The following is a 19,088-nucleotide window of genomic DNA, read 5'->3' as shown; positions in this document are numbered from 1 at the left end:
CCTGGTTATTGATCGGAGTAGGACGGGTCGCGCCTCTCGCGAAATGCTGCGACCGCCTCTGCATGATCGTTCGTCTCCAGCAGGATCACCTGCTGCCGGTCTTCCATCATGAGTGCGGCATCCAGGCTCGGGGCGTCGATGAGGACGTTGAGGGCCTGCTTTGTCAGTCGCAGTCCCATGGGAGAAACACGCAGCATTTCGGAGGCGAATTCAATTCCCTTGGCAAGCAGTTCATCGGCGGGAACGATGTCGCTGACCAGCCCGATCGCCCTTGCGCGCTCGGCTTTGAGGAAGCGGCCCGTCAGCAACAGTTCCGAGGTGACGGAAAGGCCAACCAGCCGGGGCAGGAGGTAGCCCGACCCCATGTCGCAGCCGCCAACGCCGATGCGGATATAGGCGGCATTCATCCGTGCATCCGGTGCGGCGAAACGGACGTCACAGGCCAGCAGGAAGGAGAAGCCGGCACCGCATGCGGCGCCATGGACGAGGCCGATGATCGGCTGCGGGCAGGATCGCATCAAGCGGATCACGCCGGAATAGTTTTGCTGCATCTTGAGCTGGCGCTGCGGCCGTCCCTTGCCGGGTGCGGAAAATGCGTCCGATCCGAGTTCGGCTCCGGCGGAAAATTCCGGTCCGTTGCCGCGCAGGATCACGACGCGCGTCGTCGGCCGGTCATGAAGCGCCGAGAAATGGTCGGTCAGTTCCGCGATCATGTCTGGTGTGACGGCGTTGAGCTGGTCGGGGCGGTTCAAGGTCAGTATCTCGATCGCGCCACGGGCCTCGATTTTGATCGTTTTCGGTTGCGTCACGGCTGCGCTCCCATCGTTCATTGTCTTTGATGACAGATAGTAATATAGTGTACCATAATCGAGCGCAATGCTCGGTGGAGCCTCCAGCGGCGCCGGCAACAAAGGCCGCAAGATAGCGACAAGACGTCAGGGAGACGAGACGATGCCATATCAGTCCGTGTTCAGGCCGGATCTGTTCAAGGGGCAGACGATCATCGTGACCGGCGGTGGCAGCGGAATCGGGCGCTGCACGGCCCACGAACTCGCCGCGCTCGGCGCGAACGTGGCGATCCTGGGTCGAACGGTCGAGAAGCTTGCGGAAGTACAGCGGGAGATCGAGGAGGATGGCGGGCAGGTGATGGCTCACGCCTGCGACATCCGCGACGACGCGATGGTCGTGGCCGCCATCGACGCGGTGCTCGCGAAATACGGCCGCATCGACGGCCTCGTCAACAACGCCGGCGGTCAGTTTCGTTCGCCGCTGAAGGCGATCTCCACCAAGGGCTTCGAGGCGGTCGTGCGCAACAATTTGACCGGCGGCTTCATTTTCATGCGCGAAGTTTATAACCGCTGGATGGAGGCCAATGGCGGCGCGATTGTGAACATCATCGCCGACATCTGGCATGGCTGGCCCGAGTTCGGCCATTCGGCGGCGGCGCGTGGCGGCATGCTGACTCTGACCGAAACGGCCGCCTGCGAATGGTCGGGATCGGGGGTGCGCGTGAATGCGGTGGCGCCCGGCGGCATCGTGTCGAGCGGCTTCGATACCTACACGCCGGAAATGCAGAAGAAACTGCACGACTTCACCGAGCGCGTGCCGCTGCAGCGTTTCGGAACCGAGGCGGAAATATCCGCCGCCATCATCTTCCTGCTTTCGCCGGCAGGCGCCTATATCACCGGCTCCTGCCTTCGCGTCGATGGCGGAACGCCGAATGCGCGCACGACATGGAAGCTGGAACCACATAGCCGCAGCGTGCCGTTTGAAGGCTTCCATCGTTCAACGCTGCCCGAAGTGATGAAGCGGAAGGCGAGCGCGTAGCATCCAGTTACCTAGTCGACGGCAATGATCAGCTTGCCGTGGTTTTCTCCTCGGTAGAGCCGGGCAATCGCGCCGGGAGCATGTTCGAGTCCAGGGAGGATTTCCTCGTCGTGGACGATCTTCCCGTCGAGTGCGAACTGCGTCAGGCGAGCCGCCGCGGTTTCGAATTCACTGAGGTGATCGAAGATGATGAAGCCCGACCATCGCAGGCGGCGGGTCAGGACCTCCCGCTCGGGACGCGGGCCCGTGGGAACAGGTGTCCAGGAGGCGTTGGCCGCCGTGCCGCACTGGATGATCCTGCCGCGCAGCCGCATGGAGCGGATGGCGGCATCGGCGATCGAGCCACCGGTGTTGTCGAAGAAGATGTCGTTGCCATCAGGGCATGCCTCGCGGATCGCCGCCGGAAGGTCGGCGATTTCGCGATAGTTGATCATGTCCTGATAGCCGTAGCGGGCTTGTGCGAGCGCAGCCTTCTCAGCCGAACTGGTAAGCCCGACAGCGCGGCAACCCGCGATCTGCGCGAGTTGCCCGACAAAACTGCCTACGCTGCCGGCCGCGGTGGATACCAGAACATGTTCGCCTGGCTTTGGGTCGCCAAGACCGTGCAAGGCGAGATAGGCCGTGAGGCCGTTGATGCCGAGCAGGCTCACATTGGCGCTGAGGGGCAGGGCTGAAGGTTGAACGCGGCGTAGCACGGCGCCCGGTGTTGCAACGCAGTAGGTCTGCCAGCCGAACCAACCATACGCGAATTCGCCGGTTTGAAACTCTGGCGCGTTGCTCTCGATGATTTCACCGACGGTGAGCGCGCGCATCGGGGTATCGAGCGGCACCGGCGCGCTGTAGTTTCCTTCATCATTGGCCCATCCGCGTTGGGCCGGGTCGACGGAGAGGTAGCGGTTCCGGATCAGGATTTCTCCGGCGCCGGGAGCGGCCACCGGCTCCGTTACCAGCGCAAAGTGCTCGGCCTGCGGTATCCCCTGTGGCCGCGCGACGAGCCGCACCTGCCGGTTCATGTCGGCGTGCATAGCGGATCCTCCCAAATAGTACACTTGTGTACGAATTGACAATACGATAGAAAACCGGTCGAAGACAAGGAAGTCCTTGCGCGGCGCAGGCCGTCTTATTCACCCCCGAGATCCAGCAAGAGGCAACAAATGGCGGGGCTCTACTTCGAACAATTTTCTGTCGGACAGACGTTTGTCCATGAAATCCGGCGCACCGTGACTGACATGGACAACATCCTGTTCTCGTCGCTGACCTACAATCCGGCGGCGGTTCATATCGACCACGAATATGCCAAGGGAACCGAGTTCGGCAAACCGCTGATGAACTCGATCTTCACGCTAGGCCTCATCATCGGATTGTCGGTGCAGGATACGACGTTGGGCACCACCGTCGGAAATCTGGGAATGGAGGACACGAAGTTTCCGCGGCCCGTATTCGGCGGCGATACGTTGCGCGCTGAGACCAAGGTCGTATCCTTGCGCGAAAGCAAGTCGCGTCCGACGCAGGGCATCGTGACGTTCGAGCATCGCGGGTTCAATCAGCGCGATGAGGAAGTGGTCTACTGCCGCAGGAACGCGTTGATGATGAGGCAACCAAAATGAGGCTGCGCTCGCTTCTCTTCGTGCCGGCCGACAGCGAACGGAAATACGCCAAGGCCACCGGCGTCGGCGCCGACGTGCTGATCCTCGATCTGGAGGACTCGGTTGCGCCGGGCCGAAAGGCCTTTGCCCGTGATGCCGTCAAGGCGCTTCTGGGGAGCGGGGAGGCGGACTGGTCGTTCCTGGTTCGGATCAACCCGTTCGGCACGGGCCTTACGCTTGAAGATCTGGCGGCGGTGGTCCGCCCGGGGCTCGACGGCATTCTGGTTCCCAAGGTCAACGGCATCGAGGATGTCGATCTCGTCTCGCACTATGTCGACGTCCTGGAGGTGGCCACGGGCATCACGCCCGGCCATGTCAAGCTGCTGGTCGTCGCGACCGAAACGCCGGCCGCCATGATCGGATTCAACGGCTATGCGCGCAAGAACAAGCGCCTGGTGGCGATGACCTGGGGCGCGGAGGATCTGGGCGCGGCATTGGGCGCGCTCACCAACAAGGAAGCGGACGGAAGCTGGACGTTCCCTTATCAGGTGGCGCGGGCGCAATGTCTGTTCGCTGCCGGTGCGGCCGGCGCCGCAGCGCTTGAAACCCTGTATGCGGATTTCAAGGATCAGAACGGACTTGCGGAAAGCTGCAAGATCGCACGCCGTGACGGATTTGTCGGTCGGATCGCGATTCATCCCGATCAGGTCGCAACCATCAATACCTGCTTCACGCCGTCGGAAGCCGATCTCGAACATGCGCGCCGCGTCGTCGCCGCATTCGCCGCTAATCCCGAGATCGGAACGGTTGGGATCGACGGCAAGATGTACGACATGCCGCATCTGGTCGCCGCGCGCCGAACGCTGGCTTCCGTCGGGGAGGGCAGTCCCAATGGATAGATCGTTCTCCAACCAGCTCGATGTACCGGAAGATCATGCCGCCATTCGCGAGGGCGTCCGTGCCGTTGTCACCCGCTTCGATGACGAATACTGGCTGGCGCGCGATGACGACGGCGAGTTTCCTAAAGAATTCCACCGTGCCATGGCGGATGCCGGCTGGCTCGGCATCACCATGCCGGAGGAATATGGCGGTTCCGGTCTGGGCGTGACCGAGGCCGCCATCATGATGCATGAGGTGGCAAGCCACGGCGGCGGCATGACGTCGGCATCATCAGTGCATATCAACCTGTTTGGACCGCATCCGATTGTCGTGAAGGGAACGGACGACCAGAAACGACGCTGGGTGCCGCCGCTCGTTTCAGGCAAAGACCAATGCTGCTTCGGCTTCACCGAGCCGGATGCTGGGTTGAACACCACCCGCATCAAGACCTTTGCCGAAAAGGTCCCCGGTGGCTACCGCGTTCACGGGCAGAAGGTCTGGACCTCGACCGCGCAGGTGGCCAACAAGATCATGCTGCTGACGCGGACCACCAAGTTCGAGGACTGCAAACGGCCGACCGACGGCATCACCATCTTCTACACCGATCTCGATCGTTCGAAGATCGAAGTCCGCCGTATTCCGAAGATGGGCCGCAAGGCGGTGGACTCCAACGCGATCTTCATCGATGGCCTGTTTATTCCGGAAGCGGACCGGATCGGCGAAGAAGGGAAGGGTTTTTCCTACATCCTGCACAGCCTCAACCCTGAAAGGATACTGATCGCGGTCGAGGCGATCGGGATCGGGCAGGATTCGCTACGTCGGGCGACGCGTTACGCGCGGGAACGCATCGTGTTCGATCGTCCGATCGGTCAGAACCAGGGCATTCAACATCCGCTGGCCGAGCGCTGGATGTATCTGGAGGCGGCATGGCAGATGGCGGCGCGTGCCGCCTGGCTCTATGACAACGGCAAGCCGTGCGGCGCCGAAGCCAACAGCGCGAAGTTTCTGGGCGCGCGCGCCGGTCACGACGCGGCGTGGCAGGCCATCATGACCCATGGCGGCTTCGGCTACGCCAAGGAGTACCACGTCGAGCGGTTGTTCCGCGAAGTCGCGATTACCCGCCTCGCGCCGATCACGGAGCAACTGATTCTGAGTTTCATCGCCGAGAAAGTGCTCGACTTGCCGAAGAGCTATTGATCCGCCAGCCGCGCGCGCGTCAGAGGTTGCGCGAAATCAGCTCGCGCATGATTTCCGACGTCCCGCCATAGATGCGCAGCACCCGCGCATCCGCAAACAGGCGGCAAATCTCGTATTCGCGCATAAAGCCGTAACCGCCGAAGAACTGCAGGCACTGATCGACCAGCCTTCCGTGCATCTCGGTAGTCCATAACTTTGCGGTCGAGGCGGCATAGGTCGTGAGTTCCCCGCGAACATGTTGGGCTAGGCACTGATCCACATAGGCCCATCCGACCGCAAGATCGGCCTTGAGATCGGCCAGCCTGAAGCGCGTGTTCTGAAAAGTTCCGATAGCTTGCCCGAACGCCTTGCGCTCTCCGACATAATCCTTGGTGATGTCGAACGCCTTTTGTGCGGAGGCGATCGAGTGAAGCGCGATCGTCAGGCGCTCCTGCGGCAACTCGCTCATCAGCGCGGCCATGGCTCCGCCTTCCGATCCGAGGAGGTTGCTGACGGGAACTCGAACCTGATCGAAGAACAGTTCTGACGTATCGGAGGAGAGATGGCCGAGCTTGTCGAGGTTGCGGCCATGGCGAAAGCCTTCGCGCTCGGTCTCGACCAGAATGAGGCTCATCCCGCGCGACCCGCCGTCCGGGTTGGTCCTGACGACCACGATGACGAGATCGCACATCTGTCCGTTCGAGATGAACGTCTTCTGGCCGGAGATGACGTATTCGTCGCCGTCGCGGATCGCGCGCGTGCGAATGCCCTGCAGGTCGCTGCCGGTGCCGGGCTCGGTCATCGCGATGGCGCACACGGTCTCGCCGGCGACCATGCGCGGCAGCCATTTCTTCTTCTGGTCCTCAGTGCCGTAATGCAGCAGATAACCGCAGCAGACGTCGCTATGCACTGAAAAGTCGGTCGCAGGTCCCGCAAACCCGGAATAGGCAAGCTCTTCGATGACAATGGCGTTGTGACGGAAATCACCGCCGATGCCGCCATACTGCTCCGGCACCTGGGGGCAGAGCAGGCCCGCCTCGCCGGCTGCCGGCCAGAGCGAGCGGTCAATGATCCCTGCTTTTTCCCATTCCCGAAAGTGCGGCTGTATCTTAGTTGCCGCAAAGCGGCGTACGCTTTCGCGCAACAGTGCGTGCTCTTCATCGAATACTGGGCGATTGTGCAGCATGTTTTTGTGCCGTCGGTTGAAAGCTAGAAGGCAACCTTGTCGCCGCCCTTGAGCTGGAGAATTTCGCGTGCCTCGTCCGGGCTGGCGATCTCGAGCCCCAGGCCTTCGATGATCTTGCGGACCTGCGTCACCTGTTCGGCATTGGTCTGGGCGAGGCGGCCCGCGCCGATCCACAGACTGTCCTCGAGCCCGACCCGGACGTTGCCGCCCATCGCCGCCGCCATGGCGGCGACCTGCATCTGGGCGCGGCCGGCGCCGAGAACCGACCAGCGGTAGTTGTCGCCGAACAGGCGGTCGGCCGTACGCTTCATGTGCATCACGTCATCCGGGTGTGCGCCGATGCCGCCGAGCAGCCCGAAGCATGTCTGGATGAACAGCGGCGCCTTGACGAGGCCTTCGGTCCAGAAATAGTGCAGGTTATAGAGATGGCTGGTGTCGTAGCATTCAAACTCGTAGCGCGCGCCCGAGCCGTTCAGCGTCTCCAGCGCGTAGCGGATATCTTTGAAGGAGTTGCGGAAGACGAGATCGTGGGAGCCCTCCAGCATCTGCGGCTCCCAGTCGTGCTTGAACGACTTGTAGCGTTTGAGCATCGGGAACAAGCCGAAATTCATCGACCCCATGTTGAGGCTCGCGACCTCCGGCTTCCAGGTCGCCGCCGGCCGCACACGCTCCTCGACGGTCATATAGGGCGAGCCGCCGGTCGTCAGGTTCACGACAACGTTGGAGCTCTGCTTGATGATGCGCAGGAACGGCTCAAAAGCCTCCGGCGATTGATCCGGCCGCCCATCGACCGGATTGCGCGCGTGAAGGTGAACGATCGCCGCTCCCGCCTGCGCGGCGCCCAGGGCGGACTCGGCGATCTCGGCCGGCGTTACCGGCAGATACGGCGACATCGAGGGCGTGTGGATCGATCCGGTTACCGCGCAGGAAATGATGACCTTGTACGACGCCATGATCCCTCTCTCAGCTTGCAAGCCGATGCGTGACAGACGGTAATCGTCAGGTCACGAACTTGTGGAAGTTCGGTTCGCGCTTCTCGTTGAACGCCGAGACGCCTTCCTTTGATTCGGCGGTGTCGTAGAACATTTTCACCGCGTGAAGGGCGAAGTTGCTGATGCCGCGGATGTTGTCTGAATCGGCGTTGAAGGACCGCTTGGCGAGCGCAATCGCGGTCGGCGACCGCTGCGCCAGCTTGTCGGTCCAGTCCTTCACGGCAGCGTCGAGCTCTGCCGCCGGCACGACCTTGTTGACCAGGCCCATTTCGCGCGCCTGCTCGGCGGTGTAGCGATCGTTGATGAACCAGATCTCGCGGGCCTTCTTGTCGCCGACGTGGCGCGCAAGAAAGGCCGTACCCCAGCCGGCGTCGACCGATCCGACTTTCGGACCAACCTGTCCGAACTGGGCGGTGTCGGCCGCAATGGTAAGGTCGCAGAGCGTGGCGAGCACGTTGCCGCCACCAATGGCGAAACCGTTGACGCGGGCGATCACCGGCTTCGGAACGTCGCGGATCAGTCCCTGCAGTTCGTCGATCGGCAGTCCCACCACGCCGCGGCCGTCATACTGGCCCTCATGCGCCGATTGATCGCCTCCGGTGCAGAAGGCCTTTTCGCCGGCGCCGGTCAGGACGATGCTCGCGACCTGCCGATCGTTGGCTGCGAGATGGAAGGCCTGGATCAGTTCCTCCAATGTCTGTCCGCGGAACGCGTTGTACACTTTTGGACGGTTAATGATGATCCACGCCGCGCGGTCGCGAACTTCATAGATGACGTCGGTGAACTGCTTGGGATCGGTCATGGCGTTTCCTCGCGCTTAGATCATGTTCATTCCGCCGGAGACGGAAATGGTCTGTCCGGTGATATATTTTCCATCGTCGGAAGCGAGCATGGCAACGATCCCGCCATAGTCCTCGGGCTCGCCCATTCGCCGCAGTGGGATTCCCCTGACCATCGCGTCCTTCCATTTAACGGCTTGCTCGCCCTCGCCAAGGACGGTGGCCATCATCGGCGTGTTGGTCGGACCCGGGCAGATGGCGTTGAGCAGGACGTTCTTGCGCGCCAGCTCGCGGGCCAGCGATTTGGTGAAGGAGATCAGCCCGCCCTTGCAGGCGGAATAGACGGCCTCGTCACTGGTTCCGACCCGCGCCGCATCGGAGGCGATGTTGACAATTCGCCCGCCACCGCGTTCGGCCATCAGTGGAGCAACCGCCTTGTGGGTGTTGAGCGGTCCATAGAGGTTGATGCGGATGATCTTGTCCCAGAGGTCCTTGTCCGTCTTCAGGAACGGCATCGGCCGGTCCCAACCGGCATTGTTGACCAGGAGCCAGATCGGGCCGAGATCGGCTTCGACCTTCGCTACCGCGTCGCCGACGGAGGAGGCATCTCCGACATCCACCGCATAGGTCTTGATGACCGCCTGCGGCGCGAGCTTTGCGGTTTCCTCGCCGGCTTGCGGGTTGATGTCGAACACTGCGACCTTGCAGCCTTCTTCGGCGAGACGCAGCGTCAGCCCGCGACCGATTCCTTGTCCTCCGCCGGTGACCACGGCGACTTTTCCAGATAGGCCCTTCAACGCAAATCTCCCTTGTCGTTTGTCATTGTTGTTGGCGCGCGTGGCCCGATCAAGCCGAAATATGGCGCTGCCGGTGTCTCAGCGCGCACCAGCGGCGCTCAGCTCACGAGACCGCGCCGTTCTTCTGCAGCGTAAATCCGTGATGCGAATACATCTGCCGCGCGATGATCGTCTTCATGATTTCGATCGAACCTCCGGCGATTTTTACGATCCGCGCATCCGCGTAGGCCCGCGCAATCGGATACTCCCACATATATCCCCAGCCGCCGAATAGCTGCAGACATTCATCCACCGTTTCGCAGTGAAGCTCGGAGGTGAACATTTTTGCCATCGCGGCGTCCACGGGATCGAGCTTGCCTTCCATGAAAAGCGAGATGCATTTGTCGGTAAAGACGCGTGCGACGGCCGCCTTGGTCCTGAGATCGGCCAGCTTGAACTGGGTGTTCTGGAAATCGGCAATCTTCTGACCGAACGCGCTGCGCTCGGCCGTATATTGCAACGTCCAGTCGATCACCGTCTCGGTGACAACAGCCGAACGGATCGCCTGGGCGAGGCGCTCCTGCGACAGCTTGGTCATCATCTGAGCGAATCCCTTGCCTTCCTTGCCCAGCAGGTTGCTTGCGGGAATGCGGACATTGTCGAAGAACAGTTCCGACGTATCCTGCGCCTTCATGCCGAGCTTTTCCAGATTCCGGCCACGCTTGAAGCCAGGCCGGTCGCTCTCGACGATGAACAGCGTAACCCCTTTTGCCCCGGCATGGCTGTCGGTCTTGGTCGCCAATACGACGAAGTCGCAAAGCTGGCCGTTGGAAATGAAGACCTTCTGGCCGTTGATGACAAAGTCGTCACCGTCGCGCACGGCGCGGGTCCGGATCGCCTTGAGGTCGCTGCCGGCATGAGGCTCGGTCATGCCGAGCGATCCGATCGCTTCGCCCGAGACCATCCTGGGCAGCCATGTGCGCTTTTGCGCCTCGGTGCCGAAGGACAGAAGATACGTCGCCACCAGGTCGGTATGGATCAGAAAGCCAGGCCCGCTGGCGCCGGACCGCCACAACTCCTCGAAGACAACGACGTCAAAGAGGTAATCGAGCCCCATCCCGCCATATTCCTCAGGGACGGTGCAGCAGAGCAGGCCGGCGGCGCCGGCCTTCAGCCACAGGTCACGCGGAACGATGCCGTCCTCTTCCCATTTGGCGTGGAAGGGCACGATCTCGCGATCGACGAAGCGCCGGACCGTTTCCCGGAAAATTTCATGCTCTTCGCGAAAGATCGTGCGCTCGATCATTGTCAAAACGCGTCCTGTCTGATTTAGTTTGCTAGTGTACTATCTTTGGGATGGGTATACAACGCAAGGCTGGCGTTGCGCAAGCACGATAGTACACCAACGAACGGTAACTTAAGCAACGAGGAAACGATGCCGGGAGCGCCGGAGCTGAAGCAATTTCGGACCGAACGGTCACTGAGCGGGGTCGTTCACCTGGTCTTCGACATGCCCGGCCGTTCGATGAACGTCTTCTCGAACGCAGCGATCGAGGAACTCGGCAGGTTTGCCGACTGGCTGCCGCAAAGTGACGTGGCGGGCGTTGTCATCCGCTCCGGCAAGGCTTCCGCGTTCTGCGCCGGCGCCGATCTGGCCGAGCTGGAGACCGCCTACGATATGATCATGGCGGCGCCCGCGGCCGAACGCGACCGCGTCGCGTTCGATCATTTCTTCCGGCTGAGCCGGGGATTGCGCAAGCTCGAAACCGCGGGCAAGCCGATCGCGGTAGCGATCGCGGGATTGGCGCTGGGAGGCGGCGCCGAATTCGCGCTTGCGGCGCATTACAGGGTCATCACCGATCAGCCGCAGAGCATGTTTGGCCTGCCCGAATCGCTGGTGGGATTGTTGCCGGGAGGAGGAGGGACCCAGCGCCTTCCGCGCCTGATCGGCGTCGAGGCGGCACTGCCGGTTCTGCTCGACGGTGCCAGGATTGGCGGCGCGGCAGCTATCGCGGTCGGCCTTGCGGACGCATTGGTGGCGCCGGGCGAGGAGGTGGCGGCTGCGGAGCGTTGGGTATTGTCGCGCCCGCCTGCCACGCAGCCATGGGACTGGCCCGACTGGCGCGCAAAGGATGCAGAACGTTTCGCGGCGCAGATCGGACAACGGCGCGCGAGCGTTCTGGCCGAGACACTGGGGCACTATCCCGCGCCGCTCGCCATTCTCGACTGCGTCGAACAGGGACTTCCGCAAAGCTTCGACGCTGCGATCCGGACTGAGATGAACATCTTTGCAAAGCTGATCCAGCGGCGGGAGCCCCGCAACATGATCCGCACGCTGTTCCTTGGAAGGCTCGACTATGAGCGGCTGAAAAAGAACGGGATGAATCCCAGGGTCGTCGATGCTGTCGCGGCGATCTCACGCGTACTGGGTGTCCAATCGGAAAGAGGCGAAGAGCTCTCGCAATCCTTCGCGCGGGCGGGATTTGGTATCGACCAGGCGCAGAAGCCTGTCTTTGATGGTCGGATCTCGGGTTCAAGCTATTGGTTCGACGACGAGCCGAAGACGTGGGGGAAGGAGCTCCTGCGCGCTCGCCTCGCTGAGGCTGAAGACGTGGCGGCAGGCTGGCGGTCCCAGCTTGACGAGGCTGAGCGCCGGGCCGCCGATTACCTGCTCGTAACAAAGGAAGGCTTTCCCGCTTACCTCGGTGGCTTGTTGGCCGCCGGAGTTGGTTAGGCGAAGCGCGCACCCGAAAGGAGAGAAATCGTGGCAAAGCCGCTCGATGGTGTCAGGGTTCTTGATCTTTCGAAGGTTCTCGCCGGCCCGCTCTGCGCCCAGTATCTCGGCGACCTCGGTGCAGAAGTGATCAAGGTCGAGGCGGTCGGGCAGGGCGACGAGACGCGCGGATGGCCGCCCTTTCCAGCGCCGGGGCTGGGTACGGTATTCCTGAGCGCCAACCGCAACAAGCGCAGCATTGCGATCAACATGAAATCGGAGAAGGGGCGTGCGCTCGTCCACGAACTTGCACGATCGGCCGATGTTGCGATCGAGAGTTTTGGCACGGGCGTCGCCGAACGGCTGGCGATCGACGCCGACAGTCTTCGCGCGCTGAACGACCGGCTGATCCATTGCAGCATCTCCGGATTTGGCCGTTCCGGGCCGCTGAAGAATTCACCGGGCTACGATGTGATTCTGCAGGCTTTCAGCGGCATCATGTCGATGACGGGGGATGAGGGTGGCGGTTACATCCGAAGCCCGATTTCGCCGATTGACCAGATGACGGGCGTGCACGCCTTCAGTGGCATTTTGGCCTGCCTGCTGGCGCGAGAGAAGTCGGGCAAGGGGGCATCCATACAAGTGTCTTTGTTCGACACCGCGCTCGGGCTTTTGGGCTACAATCTGCAGACCTTCTGGGAGCGCGGGGTGCAGCCCGCCAAATGCGGCTCCAGCCATGAATCGCTCTGTCCCTACCAGGCGTTCGAGGCGTCCGATGGACCGATCATGATCGGCGTGGCCAACGACAATCTCTGGCGCAAGTTCTGCGCGGTGGCGGGCCTGAATGCGATCGTCGACGACCCCAGGTTTCGCACCAATGCCGACCGTGTCGTCCATCGCGCCGAAACGCTGGGTCATGTGCAGTTAGCGATCGCGTCGCGAACGGTCGAGCAGTGGAATACGGCGCTCAACGAGGTCGGCATTCCCTGTTCGCCGATCAATACGATCGCTCAACTTCTAGCGCATCCGCACACCAGGGCGAATGCGCTAATCATGCAGTACGATCACGCCGCAGCCGGTCGTCTCCACTGCGTGGGTCACCCCGTGACGTTCGTCGGGGAGGAACGCAGCGCAGGCCTGCCGCCGCCGATGCCGGGACAACATACCGACGAGATCCTGCGGGAGACAGGCCTGTCGCCGGCAGCCATCGACGAATTGCGCCGCGAGCAAGTGATCGGCTAAGCGGGCGGCGGTCGATCGATCGAGGGCGAGACGCTCCGGGTCCCGCCCTCGGCACTGCAATCATTCCTCGAGCAGCTTCCATGACGTCTTCTCGAAGACGGCCATGCGCAGTGTGCGATAGGGGGCGTAGTTCTCCTTCGAATTGGTCAGCTCGATCCCCGGAAGCAGCATGCCGATCCGTTCCTTGTTGAAGGTCGTCGCCTGGGCCAGCAGGTTTTCCCGCGTCAGGTTGTCGCCGCAGCGCTTCAGCCCCAGCGCGATGGCCTGCGCGTTGACGTAACCCGAGAGCGCAATGAAATCGTTCGGACTGTCATTCGGCGCCCACTTCTTCATGAAGGCGATATAGTCGACGACCTCTGGATCCTGTGCCCAGGCGGGATCACCGGCCTGCTTTGTGAACTGCGTCGTGAAGGCGCCCTGAACGTTCTCCAGCCCGGCAGGTGTCAGCACGCCCTGCACCGAGTTCACCGGACTGGCCAAGAGCTGCGTCGGCTTCCAGTTCAGCTCGTTTGCCTTCTTGATGGCCTGGGCGGCGAATTTTGGCGTCGTGAAAAGGATCAGCGTATCGGCGCCAGAGGTTTTGAGCTGGATCATCTCGGAATCGACGGTGGGGTAGCTGATCTCGTACGTGGCTTCCGCGACGATCTTTGCGGTGCCGGTTCCCAGTCCTCGTTTGAAGCCTGCAAGATAGTCCTTTCCGTAGTCGTCGTTCTGATAGAGGACGGCGATCTTTGCATTCGGCATCTTCTTGAGGATGAATTGTCCGAAGGTGGCACCTTCCATTTCGAACGGCGGATAGAACGGCACCGTCCAGGGGAAGTTCTGGGGATCGTTGAACCGCCGGCCGCCGGCCGAGATGAAGACGTGAGGAACCTTGTTCTGGTTGAGATACTTCTGAACGGCGATGTTGGGGACGGTGCCGACGGTGCCGACTTCCGCGAGAACTTCGTCGTTTTCGACCAGCTTGCGGGTCTGTTCGATGGCCTTCGGCGGGCTGAACGCATTGTCGAGCGAAATCAAATTCACCTTCCTGCCGTTGATGCCGCCTTTCTCGTTCAGCATCTGGAAATAGCCGGTCATGACGCGGCCATAGCTCGAAAAGGCCGAGGCCGGTCCGCTGTAGGGCACGGTCTGGCCTATCTTGATTTCGGTGTCGGTAACGCCCGGGCCGTACTTCTTTTCAGCCGCCACGGCTTCGACTGCGAAGCCGCCCATTAGCAGAGTCGAGACGATGCTCAGTGTTGAGAACTTCATGCTTCCCCTCCGATGCCGATTTTATTTTCCGTTCATGGACGGCGCCCGAATGCGGCTCCTCCGTCCGTACACCAGTGTATCATATACTATAACACTGTGCTATCCCAAGCGGAATTCGCGGGTGTGGTTTGTTGCGCCGCAAAGAGAAGGCAATCGACGATTATCTCGCGTCGAGGTGGTCGGAGCTTTGACTGTCGATCCGGTCATGATACAGATCGTACTAAAGCGTACTAATTTAAATCGACTGTCGTTTTGCGGGCCAAGCAGAATGCGGGCTGGATGGCGATGCTGTCGGCCGGAGGAGGGATGATGGGTGCATCAAGCACGACGGCTTTGGCCGCGCTGAGAATCGGAGGACGCGTTGCGTTTGAGCGCCTCATCAGGCCGAAGGCGCGGCAACGTGACGACGTGCCTTGCGCGCCGAACGCGATCACGCCCGAATGGCTGACGGCCGTACTTTGCGAAAGCCACCCGGGCGCTGCGGTCGTGGCGGTCGAGATCAAGCCAGCCAGTGCTGGAACGCACGAGCGGCACCGGCTGATCGTCAGCTACAACGAAGCAGGTCGTCGCGCCGGCTTGCCCGGTTCGATCTTCACGAAGTCGCTGCCGAGCGTCGTCACGCGCATGATCGGCGGCTTCAACGGCACGGCGCGGGTGGAGGGTCAGTTCTTCACGCAGCTTCGGTCATTGCTGCAGATCGAGGCGCCGCTGGGTTACCACGCCGCATTCGACCGCCGGACATTTGCATCGATTCTGCTGCTGGAAGATCTGGTCGCGACAAAGTCCGCGACATTCTGCAATCACCGGACCTATGTCACCCGCGAGATGGCGGATGACATGATTGATGTGCTGGCCGCGCTGCATGCGCGCTTTCACGGCGATCGCGAGCTTGCGACGCGATATCGCTGGGTTGCCGGCTATCCGAGGTGGTTCACGATCGGCGCCGAAAAGATGAGCCTGGAGTATTACACCCGAAAGGCATTCGAGGCTGCCTCGCACGTTATTCCAGGGAAGGTAATGGCGCAACGCGATGCGGTGTGGCCGGCGGCAATGCGCGCACTTGCCGTCCACGAAGGCGAGGGGCAGGGCCTGATCCACTCCGATGTGCACATCGGAAACTGGTACCGGACAGCGGCGGGAAAGATGGGTTTGTGCGACTGGCAGTGCCTGTCGCGCGGCCATTGGTCACGGGACTTTGCCTACGCGGTGACAGCGGCGCTGACGCCGGCCGATCGCCGCATGTGGGAGAAGGATCTGCTGGTTCGCTATCTCGAACGATTTACCGAACTCACGGGCTCAAGGCCGGATTTTGACGAGAGTTTTCGACATTACAGGGAGCAGATGGTGCACGCGCTCCTGATGTGGACGATTACGCTGTGTCACTCCCCATTGCTGCCGAACATGCAGCCCGAGGAGACGACGCTGATTATGATCGAACGAATAACGACTGCGATGGCGGATCTGGATTCGATCGACAGTCTATAGGATGCTGATTTCAGCGGGTCAGGAATGCCGGAAAGAGTATCCACGCAAGAAGTGATGTCATTGGAACGAAAAAGCGATTGTCGTTACCGCGGCGGCGCAGGGGGCAGGCCGGCGATAACGAGCTTGGCGATCAACCTGGGGCACCGGTGACAGGTGTCGATCTTAATGGCGCCAAGCTCGACGCATTTGCAGCGAAGGCAGAGTTGGAACAGTCGGTTGCCTGTGGGTCGCGCATCGCAAACGCAAGAAGAGCGTCGATGCTGATCCCCTCGACACCGAAGCTCTTGAGCGTGTGGGCGGAACCCGCCGCCCAGATTTTTTCGGACTGCTTCTTCCTGCAGCGACTGCTTCCATATTTTGGAAATGGCTGCCAAGCTATTGGAATTGCCAGAGAGCGTTTTGGCCGTTTTCTCCAAATGCGCCTTGAAATCGTTAGATGATCAAGCTGATTTTGATGCCGGCGCTGGAATAGAAAGCGTCGCCGCGGCCCCTCCATGGTGAGGCCCTGCGCATTGGCGTAGCGGCGAGCGTCCATATAGGCGTAGCGCACCTTGCGCCAGAAATGTGGTGTGCGCTCTTCCACCGTGCCCATGAATTCTGGAATGCGCAGCGTGTAGGGCAGCCATTCCAATTCGGCGTCACAGATTTCCTCGAGTTCGAACAGCCGCTTGTCGGCGACGAACGCATAGGGGCTTTTGTAATCGGTGTAGATCCGTACGCGCGCTCCTTCCATGGCGTGTCCTTGTTCGATCAGATCGGTATCACCGATCCGAACAGAGCATGGAACCATGCGGCGCGGCTTTGTTATTCCGAAGGTTTTGATATTCCGAAAACGAATGGGCCCCGGTGCATGAGAGCATCGCGGGGCCCTACATCTTCGTTATAGGCGAAGGGTTTCTGGTAGACACCAGTATGTATCTCAGGATCCGACAGCGCGTGGCCTTTGCGCTCCAGTCCCGCGTATATGTTCGAATTGTTGAAGGCGCAACGAGGCTGGCAGCTGCTTATGACCTCGACCGCACCTGGACCTTGCGATGAGCAAGGTCACCAGACTGATCCGGTGGCGTCATGCTCCTCCTCAAGAGTTGGCCGACGGACTTTCGTCCGCACCCGCTGCGTGTCGCCTTGATCATCTGACCGGGGGCGTCAATGCCTGCGAAGTGGGGAGCCACCCGCTCCGTGCTCCAACAGGTGCAGCACCGAAATGCTGCGGCAGATACGGGCTGGTGTCAAGCTATCCCATAGGCACTCATGCACCGGTTCCGCTGGGAACAAATGTCAGAGCTTGGTCTGGCGGTAATCACGTAAATCGGGATCGTGGGTCATGGCCCAGTAATCCACAAATCGCCATGGCATCGCCGAGAAAACCCGGCCCTGGCCGTTGCGGTAGTAAGTTGTCATGCCGGGATGAGTCCAGATCAGTTGCTCGTGCTCGGCATCCACTTTTCGGATGTATTGATCGTGCGCTTCGGAGCGAACATCGATGGCGGCGATATCACGCTCCATCATTTCGACGAGGCAAGTGGAGATGTAGCGGCTCTGGCATTCCGACTGGAAGATCACGCTGCCGCCATGCGCGGGGCCTGAATTGGGACCGAGCATCACGAAGAAGTTCGGAAAGTCCGGCACGGTGAGACCGAGATAGGCTGTCGGGTTGTCGTTGGCCCAGGCCACCCTAAGATTCTTGCCGTCACGCCCGCTGATGTTGAGACGTGCCGCCATCTCCGTGACCTTGAATCCCGTCGAAATCACGATGACATCGGCCGGCCGCAACTTGCCGTCCGAAGCAACGATGCCGTTCGCTGCGAAATGATCGATCTTGTCGGTGACCAGTTCGACATTCGGCTTCGTCAGCGTCTTGAACCAGTTGTTGTCGAGCAGGATGCGCTTGCCATAGGGCGGATAGGTCGGGACGCATTTCTCGATCAGGTCGGGACGGTCCTTCAATTCGGACAGGATGAAATCCGTCAGCTCCTCGCGATGCCGGTCGTTGCCCTTATTCACGGCGCGCTCGGGATGCGGCCATTCCGGGTCCTTGCGGAGGAACGGCAACAGGCCGTCGCCGTAGCGCCAGAACATATTGAAGCGATACCACTGCACGTAGAACGGCAGGTTTGCGAGCAGCCACCGTGCGCCTTCGCTGATGGGGTCGGAATAGCCTGCCACCGGGCGCGCCCATTGCGCGGTGCGTTGGTAGACGGTGACCGACGCGACGCGGTCAGCGATCGACGGCACCAGCTGCATCGCGGTTGCGCCGGTGCCGATGACGGCGACATGTTTGCCGTCGAGCTTGACGTCGTCGGTCCACAAGGCTGAGTGCAGCATCTCACCCTTGAAATCCTCCTCGCCCTTGAAGTGCGCGGGTGAGGGGTCGTTGAGTTGGCCGATGGCGCTGACCAGCGTGCTCGATTCAAAGATCTCCTCGCCATTGGCGGTCTTCAATTTGGAGATCCAGCGCCGCTTGTTCTCGTCCCAGTGCGACGATTTCAGTTCGGTGTTGAGACGCAGATGTTTCCGGATGTCGTATTCGAGCGCGACCTTCTTGAGGTAGTCGAGCAGCTCCTGGCGCTGGGCGAAATAACGCGTCCACGGGTTGCGCGCGCCGAACGAGAAGGAATAGGAATGGTTCGGCGTATCGACGCCGCAGCCGGGATAGCGGTTGACATACCAGGTGCCGCCGAGTTCGTCGTTCTTCTCGACGATGGTGTAGGGGATGCCGAGCCGGCCAAGGGCAACACCCAACGCGACGGCGCAGACGCCGGCGCCGACGATCAAGACATGTTGCTGCGTCAACTTCTCGTTCGATGGCGGTTTGGTCCAGCGCGCCTCCCGGGGAATGAAACCCATTTCTTCGCGCATCAGCGGCGCATACTCCGGCGCGACGCTTTCGCCAAGCGTGGCGCGCATCATCTTCAGCATCAATTCGTCACCGGGGTCGGTGATGACGGGCTTTGGTTCGCCGTTTGCGAACAGTTTCAGAACGGCGGCGCGGATTTCGGCTTGGATTTCCTGGGGCATGCCGGCTTGCGGATCTGGAATCAGGCGCACGTCGCGCTTGGGCCTGTAGGGCGGCTCTAGCCAGCGCTCGTCGCCGGTCATATGGACCAGCACCATCAACAGCACGCGGATGTCGCCCTCGGCGATGGCCGAAGACAGATCGAGTTTCTTGCGCGATAGCTCGATATTCATGCTG

The 19,088-nt window shown here is 61.2% G+C and carries 17 protein-coding genes; 7 read left to right on the top strand and 10 right to left on the bottom strand.

Annotated elements, in window-relative coordinates:
* Positions 1-5: 5 nt before the first annotated feature.
* Positions 6-809 (bottom strand): enoyl-CoA hydratase/isomerase family protein, encoded by an 804-nt coding sequence (locus IVB22_RS31310; protein ID WP_247521026.1) that lies wholly within the window; start codon positions 807-809, stop codon positions 6-8.
* Positions 810-951: 142 nt separating this feature from the next.
* On the opposite strand from IVB22_RS31310, the gene IVB22_RS31305 reads away from it, so the two are divergent.
* Positions 952-1,827 (top strand): SDR family oxidoreductase, encoded by an 876-nt coding sequence (locus IVB22_RS31305; protein ID WP_247521025.1) that lies wholly within the window; start codon positions 952-954, stop codon positions 1,825-1,827.
* 11 nt (positions 1,828-1,838) lie between these two features.
* Here the strand turns inward: IVB22_RS31305 and IVB22_RS31300 are convergent, their stop codons facing one another.
* Entirely contained in the window at positions 1,839-2,852 is a 1,014-nt protein-coding gene (locus tag IVB22_RS31300; RefSeq protein ID WP_247521024.1) for an NADP-dependent oxidoreductase, read from the bottom strand.
* Between the two features lie 129 nt (positions 2,853-2,981).
* Here IVB22_RS31300 and IVB22_RS31295 point away from each other — a divergent pair, with 129 nt between their 5' ends.
* The 3 genes from IVB22_RS31295 to IVB22_RS31285 are packed head-to-tail and all read left to right on the top strand — an operon-like array spanning position 2,982 to position 5,489.
* Positions 2,982-3,434: a MaoC family dehydratase gene (locus tag IVB22_RS31295; protein ID WP_247521023.1), complete on the top strand. Its 453-nt coding sequence runs from the start codon at positions 2,982-2,984 to the stop codon at positions 3,432-3,434.
* Entirely contained in the window at positions 3,431-4,312 is an 882-nt protein-coding gene (locus tag IVB22_RS31290; RefSeq protein ID WP_247521022.1) for a CoA ester lyase, read from the top strand. The genes IVB22_RS31295 and IVB22_RS31290 overlap by 4 nt, the downstream gene beginning before the upstream one ends.
* Positions 4,305-5,489, top strand: coding sequence for an acyl-CoA dehydrogenase family protein (locus IVB22_RS31285; protein ID WP_247521021.1), 1,185 nt, complete (start codon positions 4,305-4,307; stop codon positions 5,487-5,489). The genes IVB22_RS31290 and IVB22_RS31285 overlap by 8 nt, the downstream gene beginning before the upstream one ends.
* A gap of 19 nt (positions 5,490-5,508) precedes the next feature.
* Here IVB22_RS31285 and IVB22_RS31280 read toward each other — a convergent pair whose 3' ends face one another.
* From IVB22_RS31280 to IVB22_RS31260, 5 genes are all read right to left on the bottom strand, one after another.
* Entirely contained in the window at positions 5,509-6,654 is a 1,146-nt protein-coding gene (locus IVB22_RS31280) for an acyl-CoA dehydrogenase family protein (RefSeq protein WP_247521019.1), read from the bottom strand.
* A 23-nt stretch (positions 6,655-6,677) separates the two neighbouring features.
* The gene (locus tag IVB22_RS31275; protein ID WP_247521018.1) at positions 6,678-7,607 is read right to left on the bottom strand and encodes a 3-keto-5-aminohexanoate cleavage protein; all 930 of its coding nucleotides are present in this window, start codon (positions 7,605-7,607) and stop codon (positions 6,678-6,680) included.
* Positions 7,608-7,653: 46 nt separating this feature from the next.
* Positions 7,654-8,448, bottom strand: a complete 795-nt coding sequence (locus tag IVB22_RS31270; protein WP_247521017.1) for an enoyl-CoA hydratase-related protein — start codon at positions 8,446-8,448, stop codon at positions 7,654-7,656.
* A gap of 15 nt (positions 8,449-8,463) precedes the next feature.
* Entirely contained in the window at positions 8,464-9,222 is a 759-nt protein-coding gene (locus IVB22_RS31265; protein ID WP_247521016.1) for an SDR family oxidoreductase, read from the bottom strand.
* Between the two features lie 103 nt (positions 9,223-9,325).
* Complete coding sequence (locus tag IVB22_RS31260) at positions 9,326-10,507, bottom strand: acyl-CoA dehydrogenase family protein (RefSeq protein WP_247521015.1); 1,182 nt, start codon at positions 10,505-10,507, stop codon at positions 9,326-9,328.
* A 129-nt stretch (positions 10,508-10,636) separates the two neighbouring features.
* Between IVB22_RS31260 and IVB22_RS31255 the strand changes: the two genes are divergently transcribed.
* Together IVB22_RS31255 and IVB22_RS31250 are read left to right on the top strand one after the other, a co-directional pair.
* The gene (locus tag IVB22_RS31255; RefSeq protein ID WP_247521014.1) at positions 10,637-11,935 is read left to right on the top strand and encodes an enoyl-CoA hydratase-related protein; all 1,299 of its coding nucleotides are present in this window, start codon (positions 10,637-10,639) and stop codon (positions 11,933-11,935) included.
* A 30-nt stretch (positions 11,936-11,965) separates the two neighbouring features.
* Positions 11,966-13,156: a CaiB/BaiF CoA-transferase family protein gene (locus IVB22_RS31250; RefSeq protein ID WP_247521013.1), complete on the top strand. Its 1,191-nt coding sequence runs from the start codon at positions 11,966-11,968 to the stop codon at positions 13,154-13,156.
* A 60-nt stretch (positions 13,157-13,216) separates the two neighbouring features.
* On the opposite strand, the gene IVB22_RS31245 is transcribed toward IVB22_RS31250, so the two are convergent.
* Positions 13,217-14,410 (bottom strand): ABC transporter substrate-binding protein, encoded by a 1,194-nt coding sequence (locus IVB22_RS31245; RefSeq protein ID WP_247521012.1) that lies wholly within the window; start codon positions 14,408-14,410, stop codon positions 13,217-13,219.
* Positions 14,411-14,719: 309 nt separating this feature from the next.
* Here IVB22_RS31245 and IVB22_RS31240 point away from each other — a divergent pair, with 309 nt between their 5' ends.
* A complete protein-coding gene (locus IVB22_RS31240; RefSeq protein ID WP_247521011.1) occupies positions 14,720-15,895 on the top strand; it encodes a phosphotransferase in 1,176 nt (391 codons plus the stop codon).
* 130 nt (positions 15,896-16,025) lie between these two features.
* Here IVB22_RS31240 and IVB22_RS31235 read toward each other — a convergent pair whose 3' ends face one another.
* Both IVB22_RS31235 and IVB22_RS31230 read right to left on the bottom strand, forming a co-directional pair.
* Complete coding sequence (locus IVB22_RS31235) at positions 16,026-16,628, bottom strand: hypothetical protein (RefSeq protein WP_247521010.1); 603 nt, start codon at positions 16,626-16,628, stop codon at positions 16,026-16,028.
* A 545-nt stretch (positions 16,629-17,173) separates the two neighbouring features.
* Positions 17,174-19,084, bottom strand: coding sequence for an NAD(P)/FAD-dependent oxidoreductase (locus IVB22_RS31230; RefSeq protein ID WP_247521009.1), 1,911 nt, complete (start codon positions 19,082-19,084; stop codon positions 17,174-17,176).
* Between the last annotated feature and the right edge of the window lie 4 nt (positions 19,085-19,088).

This window comes from Bradyrhizobium sp. 190 (assembly GCF_023073415.1).
Classification (GTDB): Bacteria; Pseudomonadota; Alphaproteobacteria; order Rhizobiales; family Xanthobacteraceae; genus Bradyrhizobium.
The sequence above is the reverse complement of the archived record's forward strand: the minus strand, read 5'-3'. Positions and strand labels throughout refer to the sequence as shown.